General features: G+C 73.0%; 4 protein-coding genes. 1 reads left to right on the top strand and 3 read right to left on the bottom strand.

Annotated features, from left to right (window positions below; translation table 11 throughout):
• Positions 1-42: 42 nt before the first annotated feature.
• On the bottom strand, positions 43-1,833 hold the full coding sequence (locus ACFSL4_RS03980; protein WP_381078522.1) for a lytic transglycosylase domain-containing protein: 1,791 nt from the start codon (positions 1,831-1,833) through the stop codon (positions 43-45).
• 270 nt (positions 1,834-2,103) lie between these two features.
• Between ACFSL4_RS03980 and ACFSL4_RS03975 the strand changes: the two genes are divergently transcribed.
• Positions 2,104-2,961, top strand: a complete 858-nt coding sequence (locus tag ACFSL4_RS03975) for a DUF4184 family protein (protein WP_381078519.1) — start codon at positions 2,104-2,106, stop codon at positions 2,959-2,961.
• A 118-nt stretch (positions 2,962-3,079) separates the two neighbouring features.
• Here the strand turns inward: ACFSL4_RS03975 and ACFSL4_RS03970 are convergent, their stop codons facing one another.
• The gene (locus ACFSL4_RS03970; protein ID WP_381078516.1) at positions 3,080-3,463 is read right to left on the bottom strand and encodes a hypothetical protein; all 384 of its coding nucleotides are present in this window, start codon (positions 3,461-3,463) and stop codon (positions 3,080-3,082) included.
• Between the two features lie 251 nt (positions 3,464-3,714).
• Positions 3,715-6,441: a DNA polymerase I gene (gene polA / locus ACFSL4_RS03965; protein ID WP_381078512.1), complete on the bottom strand. Its 2,727-nt coding sequence runs from the start codon at positions 6,439-6,441 to the stop codon at positions 3,715-3,717.
• Between the last annotated feature and the right edge of the window lie 67 nt (positions 6,442-6,508).

The following is a 6,508-nucleotide window of genomic DNA, read 5'->3' as shown; positions in this document are numbered from 1 at the left end:
GAGGAGGGGCGCCGCCGTCGTGTGCGGGCGGACCTGGCCGCCCTAGGAGGTGGATCCCGCCGACGGAGCGGCCGGCGGGGTCGTGGCCGGCGGGGTCGTGGCCGGCGGCGTGGTGGCCGGTGGGGTGGTGGCCGGTGGGGTGGTGGCCGGCGGGGTCGTGGCCGGTGCCACCGTCAGTTCGACCGTCAAGGTGGCGCCGCCCGCGGTGGTGACGCGCAGCAGGAACGTGCCGGTCGTGTCGTCGGCGTACAGCTTCGGGAGCTTCAACAGCCCGTCGGCGTCGGTCGTCAGACCGGTGAGGGTACGTACGGTCTTGCCGTCGGCGTCCTTGAAATAGGGTCCCTTGTCGTTCTCGGCCGGGTCGTCGGCCGTCTCGACGAGGGTCGCCGTGGCCGCGACACCTTCCGCGACGGCGCCCTTGTACGTGGCCTTCACCTCGACCTGGTCGGCGAACTCGCCGCCGGGAGTGCAGCTCAGCGAGGTGTCACTGGTGCGCGCGAGGGCATCGGCCTGGCGCTCGGTGACGGTCGCCGTGTAGGCGAGGCCGGTGACCGTGCGGCCCACGACGAGGGCGCGGACCACGAAGGCACCGGTCTTCTCGCCGGCCACGAGCGCGGGGGCGGTGGCCTTTCCCGCGCTGTCGGTGACGACGGTCGCCGCCTTCTCGCCGCCGGTGAAGGCGGCGTCCGTGTCGCCGCTGATCACGAACCGGACGCGGACCTTCGGCACGGCCTTGCCGGCCTTGGTCACGGCCTTCACCACGATGTCGCGGTCGAACGTGTCGCCCGCCATGGCCGAGAGACCGCCGGTGCCGCCGTCCGCAAGGTGGTCCACGGTGTCGGTGCTGGTGGGGGGCGGCGTCGGCGGCTTGGTGGGCTTGCCGGGCGACGATGGAGGCGTGCTCGGCTTGGCAGGGCCGCCGGTGGTGGGCTTCGCGGGCTTCTTCGGCGGCCGGGTGGGCGTGGTGTCGGGGCCGGAGGTGGCGTCGCTGTGGTGCGAGGGGAGCGTGCCCGAGCCGTCCGGGATGGAGTGCGTGCCCTTGCGGTAGTACTCGTACCAGGACAGGACGGTGTTCAGGTACGCCTGCGAGTTGTTGTAGCCCAGGATGGCGGCGTTCATGTCGGTCTGGACCGACAGGTCGCGGTCTGCGCGGCAGAGGTAGTGGGCGGCGGCGAGGGCCGCGTCGTAGACGTTGTTGGGGTCCTTGACGCCGTCGCCGTTGCCGTCACGGCCCGCCCAGGACCAGGTCGAGGGGATGAACTGCATGGGGCCGACCGCGCGGTCGTAGGTGCTGTCGCCGTCGTAGGCGCCGTGGTCGGTGTCCTTGATGCGGGCGAAGCCGTTGCCGTCGAGGACGGGGCCGAGGATCTTCGAGTAGGTCGTGCCGTTCGCGTCGACCCGCCCGCCACGGGCCTGGCCCGACTCCACCTTGCCGATCGCGGCGAGGAGTTCCCAGGGCAGGTTGCAGCCCGGCTTGGACTGCCGGATCTCCGCTGCGGCCTTCTTGTAGGCGTCGAGGACGGTGGCGGGTATGCCGGCCTCACCGGAGGTGTCGGTGGTGGGGCCCGTGCTCGCGGCGGGCGGGTCGGTGGGGCTGTTGAGCGGCGGGAGATCGGTGTAGTAGCCGCCGTTTCCGGTGGCGGTGTCGTCGCCGCCCCGGCCCGCGCCGGTGTCGTCGGCATCGGGCGTGGCCTCGGCGCCGGTGGTCCGTCTGCCCTGGTCGTCGGTGGTCACTCCCGGAGCCTGGGACGCGGCCAGAGCCGCGACCGCCGCCGCGGCCACCGCTGTGGTTGCCGCACCCTTGCGCAGCCTCCTGCCGAAATGCGCCGCCATTGAGCGAATCCCTCCCGTCGACGACCCTGCGTGTGCGGTTGTGCTGATGCCCGTGTCCGGCCGCGCCCGGCGCGGCGACCCAGTGACACTACGACAACTTCCCCTGCCCGGGCACCTGCTGGTGCCGGGTTCTCACCGGTTGGCCATACGCCCTCGGCCCGGGTGCCGAGCCCCACAGAGCACCTCACCCTCTTCTTGCGTCCCTCATACTGGACGTCTGTGATCGCCGGGTGGTTGTACCCGGCCAGCATCTGCCGCGGGGGGCCGACCTTGCCGTTCACTCTGAGCCACGCCGCGGCCGTGCTCCCGGCCGTGCGCAACGACGGGTCGGGCCGGGGGCGGCTGGTGCCCGCGGTCCTCGTCGCGGGTTCGTTCGCGCCCGACATGACCTATTTCACGGCGAGCGTGGTGCCCGGAGCGATGGAGTTCGGCACGGTCACGCACTCCTTCGCCGGGGTGTTCACGGTCGACGTGCTCATCGCCTGGGCCCTGGCCGGGGCGTGGCTGGTACTGCGCGAGCCGCTGGTGGCGCTGGTGCCGCGGGCGGTGCGGGGGCGGGTCGCGGTCCTGGTGCGCTGTGGCGCACCCCGGCGACGGCTCTCGCCCGCGCCGGCCGTCCGGTGGTATGTCTCCGCGGCACTGGGCGCGCTGACGCATGTCGTGTGGGACGCGTTCACGCATCACGACCGGTGGGGGGTGCTGCTGTTTCCCGTGCTGGGGCGGGAGTTCGCCGGCGCGCCGCTGTTCTGGTACCTGCAGTACGGGAGTTCGGCGCTGGCGGCCGTGGGGATCGCGGTGTTCGTGACGGTCGCACTGCGGCGGACGCCGGCCCGATCGGCCCGGGTGCCGGGGGTGCCGGTGCTGTCGCGGGCCGACCGGTGGCTGGCGGGCGCGGTGATCGGCGGCTGCACGGTGGCGGGGGCGGTGCAGCGGGCGTCGCGCTGGTGGGACTACTGGGGGGCGACCGCGAAGCCGTGGGAATTGATCCCGACGGTGTGCTTCGGCTCGGGCGCGGGTCTCCTCGTCGGGCTGGCGCTGTACTCGGCGGGGGTCAGAAAATGGCGTCCGGCCACGTCCGGCCATGACCGGGCGGGCACCGGACCACGGCGGCCGGTGCCCCGCCGCTGACCCGCCGCCGGCCACTCAGGCGGCGCGCACCCGGAGGACGCCGCTGCCCCGGGCGCCCGCACGGCACCGCACCGACCGGTGTCCCCTCGCCCGCCGCCCGCCACCCGCCACCCGCCGCCTAAACGGGGCGGCCCGGGAAGCCGCGGCGGGCCGCCGGTCCATGCACCTTCTCCCGGACCCGGGCGAGGACGGCGCGCACCCGGAAGGCGGCAGCGACGCCCGGCGGGCGGGCAGGCCGGGGGCGGACACCGGCGCCGACGGGGCCGGAGGGGTGCGGCGCGGCCGGTGACAGGGCCCTGATGCGCGGGACGAACACGGTCCGGACGGTGCGGAGGCCCTGGCAGATCCGGACGGTGCATCCGAGGAGCCGGGCCGAGCCGTGTGAGGCGGGCAGACGGACCGTGCTCGCGCCGGGGGCGTAGGCCGGGACGGAGGACACCGGAGCCGCGAACACGGCGGGCACGGGGGTCGCCTTCCGGCGAGGGGACGTGCGTATACCCATGGCCGCCTTTGTACGCCGGCCCCGACGGGACGGCGTCTTCACGGGGGCCGCCCGGGTGACGTCTCCCCGCAGCGGTGGAGCCGGGGCACCGGCTGACCGGGCGCCGCCCGCCCACGGGACCCGGGCGCCCCGGCTGCCCCCACCGTCACACGCCACAGACCACACGCCGGAGACCACGGGCCACGGGCCACCGGCCACCGGCCACCGGCCACCGGCCACCGGCCACCGGCCACCGGCCACCGGCGCGGAGGCTAGTGCGCCGCCGATTCCCAGTCCCCGCCGACGCCCACCGAGACGTCCAGCGGTGCCCTGAGGTGGACTGCGCCCGCCATCTCGCGGCGGACCACTTCCTCCGTCTTCTCGCGCTCGCCCGGGGCGATCTCCAGGACGATTTCGTCGTGGACCTGGAGGAGCATGCGGGACATGAGGCAGGCCTCCCGCAGGGCCCGGTCCACGTTCAGCATGGCGATCTTGACGATGTCCGCGGCCGTGCCCTGGATCGGGGCGTTCAGCGCCATGCGTTCCGCCATCTCCCGGCGCTGGCGGTTGTCGCTGTTGAGGTCGGGCAGGTAGCGGCGGCGGCCGAAGAGGGTCTCCGTGTACCCCGTCGCCCTCGCCTCGTCCACCACCCGGCGCAGATAGTCCCGTACCCCGCCGAAACGCTCGAAGTAGGTGTCCATCAGGGCACGGGCCTCCGCCGCCTCGATGTTCAGCTGCTGCGACAGGCCGAACGCCGACAGGCCGTACGCCAGCCCGTACGACATCGCCTTGATCTTGCGCCGCATCTCCGCGTCCACCGCCGAGCGTCCGACGCCGAACACCTGGGAGGCGACCGTGGTGTGCAGGTCCTCACCGGAGGTGAACGCCTCGATCAGGCCCTCGTCCTCCGACAGGTGCGCCATCACCCGAAGTTCGATCTGGCTGTAGTCGGCCGTCATCAGGGAGTCGAAGCCGTCGCCCACCACGAAGCCGCGCCGGATCGCCCTGCCCTCGTCCGTCCGCACCGGGATGTTCTGCAGGTTCGGGTCGGTCGAGGACAGGCGGCCCGTCGCCGCGACCGTCTGGTTGAAGGTGGTGTGGATCCGGCCGTCCGCGGCGATCGTCTTGATCAGGCCCTCGACCGTCACCCGCAGCTTCGCCTGCTCCCGGTGGCGCAGCATGATCACCGGCAGTTCGTTGTCCGTCTGGGTCGCCAGCCACGCCAGCGCGTCGGCGTCGGTCGTGTAACCCGTCTTGGTCTTCTTCGTCTTGGGCAGGCCCAGCTCACCGAAGAGGACCTCCTGGAGCTGCTTGGGCGAGCCCAGGTTGAACTCGTGCCCGGCCGCCGCGTACGCCTCCTTCACCGCCTGCTGGGCGGCGCCCGCGAACATCTGCTCCATGGCCTCCAGGTGCGCACGGTCCGCCGCGATGCCGTGCCGCTCCATGCGGGCGAGCAGCGCGGAGACGGGCAGCTCCATGTCGCGCAGCAGGTCCGCCGCGCCGACCTCCCGCAGCCTCTCCTCGAACGCCTGGCCGAGGTCGAGGATCGTACGGGCCTGGATCATCAGCGCCTCGGCCTCGGCGCCCTCGTCCGCGCCGAAGGCGAGCTGCCCGTCGGCCGCGGCCGCCGGCGCCAGCTCCCGGCCCAGGTACTCCAGCGACAGCGCGTCCAGCGCGAAGGTGCGCCGTCCCGGCTTGACCAGGTAGGCGGCGAGTGCCGTGTCCATGGCCACGCCCTCGACGGACCAGCCGTGCTCGGGGAAGACCCGCATCGCGCCCTTGGCGTTGTGCAGCACCTTCGGCCTGGCGGGGTCGGCGAGCCACTCCGTGAACGCCTTCTCGTCCGCCTCGTCCAGCTGCGTCGGGTCGAACCAGGCCGCCGCCCCGTCGGCCGCCGCGAGCGCGACCTCGGCGACCGCCCCCGTGCCCAGTGCCCATGCGTCGACCGTGGCCACGCCCAGGACCTGCAGGCCGTGCTCGGCGAGCCACGGCTTCAGCTCGCCGGCGCCCAGCACCGCCCCGTCCAGCTCGACGCCGTCGAGGACCGGGCCCGCCGCCTCGGCCTCCTCCGCGCCCGGGTCGACGGCCAGCAGCCGCTCCCGCAACGACGGATTGCGGATCTCCAGGGTGTCCAGGACCATCGCGACGGCCTTGCGGTCGTACGGCGCGCGCTCGAGGTCCGCCACCGTCTTCGGCAACTCGACGGTGCGCACCAGTTCCGTCAGCCGGCGGTTCGTCTTCACCGACTCCAGGTGGTCGCGCAGGTTCTGTCCGGCCTTGCCCTTGACCTCGTCGACGCGCTCGACCAGATCCGCGAACGAACCGAACTGGTTGATCCACTTCGCGGCCGTCTTCTCGCCGACCCCGGGGATGCCCGGCAGGTTGTCCGAGGGGTCGCCGCGCAGCGCCGCGAAGTCCGGGTACTGGGCCGGCGTCAGCCCGTACTTCTCCAGGACCTTCTCCGGGGTGAACCGGGTCAGCTCCGAGACGCCCTTCGTCGGGTACAGCACCGTCGTGTTCTCGGTGACCAGTTGGAAGGAGTCGCGGTCCCCGGTGACGATCAGCACCTCGAAGCCCTCGGCCTCGGCCTGGGTGGCGAGCGTGGCGATGACGTCGTCCGCCTCGAATCCCTCGACCGCGAAGCGCGGGGCGTGCATGGCGTCCAGCAGCTCCCCGATCAGCTCCACCTGGCCCTTGAACTCGTCCGGGGCCTTCGAGCGGTTCGCCTTGTACTCCGTGAACTCCTCGGAGCGCCAGGTCCTGCGCGAGACGTCGAACGCCACCGCGAAGTGGGTGGGCGCCTCGTCGCGCAGCGTGTTCGCCAGCATCGACGCGAAGCCGTAGATCGCGTTCGTCGGCTGGCCCGTCGCGGTCGTGAAGTTCTCCGCGGGCAGCGCGAAGAACGCGCGGTACGCCAGTGAGTGCCCGTCCATGAGCATCAGCCGGGGACGGCCGCCGCCGGAGGTCTTCTGGGTCTTCTTCGATGCTGTCTCTGCCACGTCCCCGATCCTGCCACGCCCCACTGACAGCGGGAGCCGCCCGTGAGCCACGGGACCGCCCGCCGGA

Source organism: Streptomyces caeni, assembly GCF_042678285.1.
GTDB classification, from domain to species: Bacteria; Actinomycetota; Actinomycetes; order Streptomycetales; family Streptomycetaceae; genus Streptomyces; species Streptomyces caeni.
The sequence above is the reverse complement of the archived record's forward strand: the minus strand, read 5'-3'. Positions and strand labels throughout refer to the sequence as shown.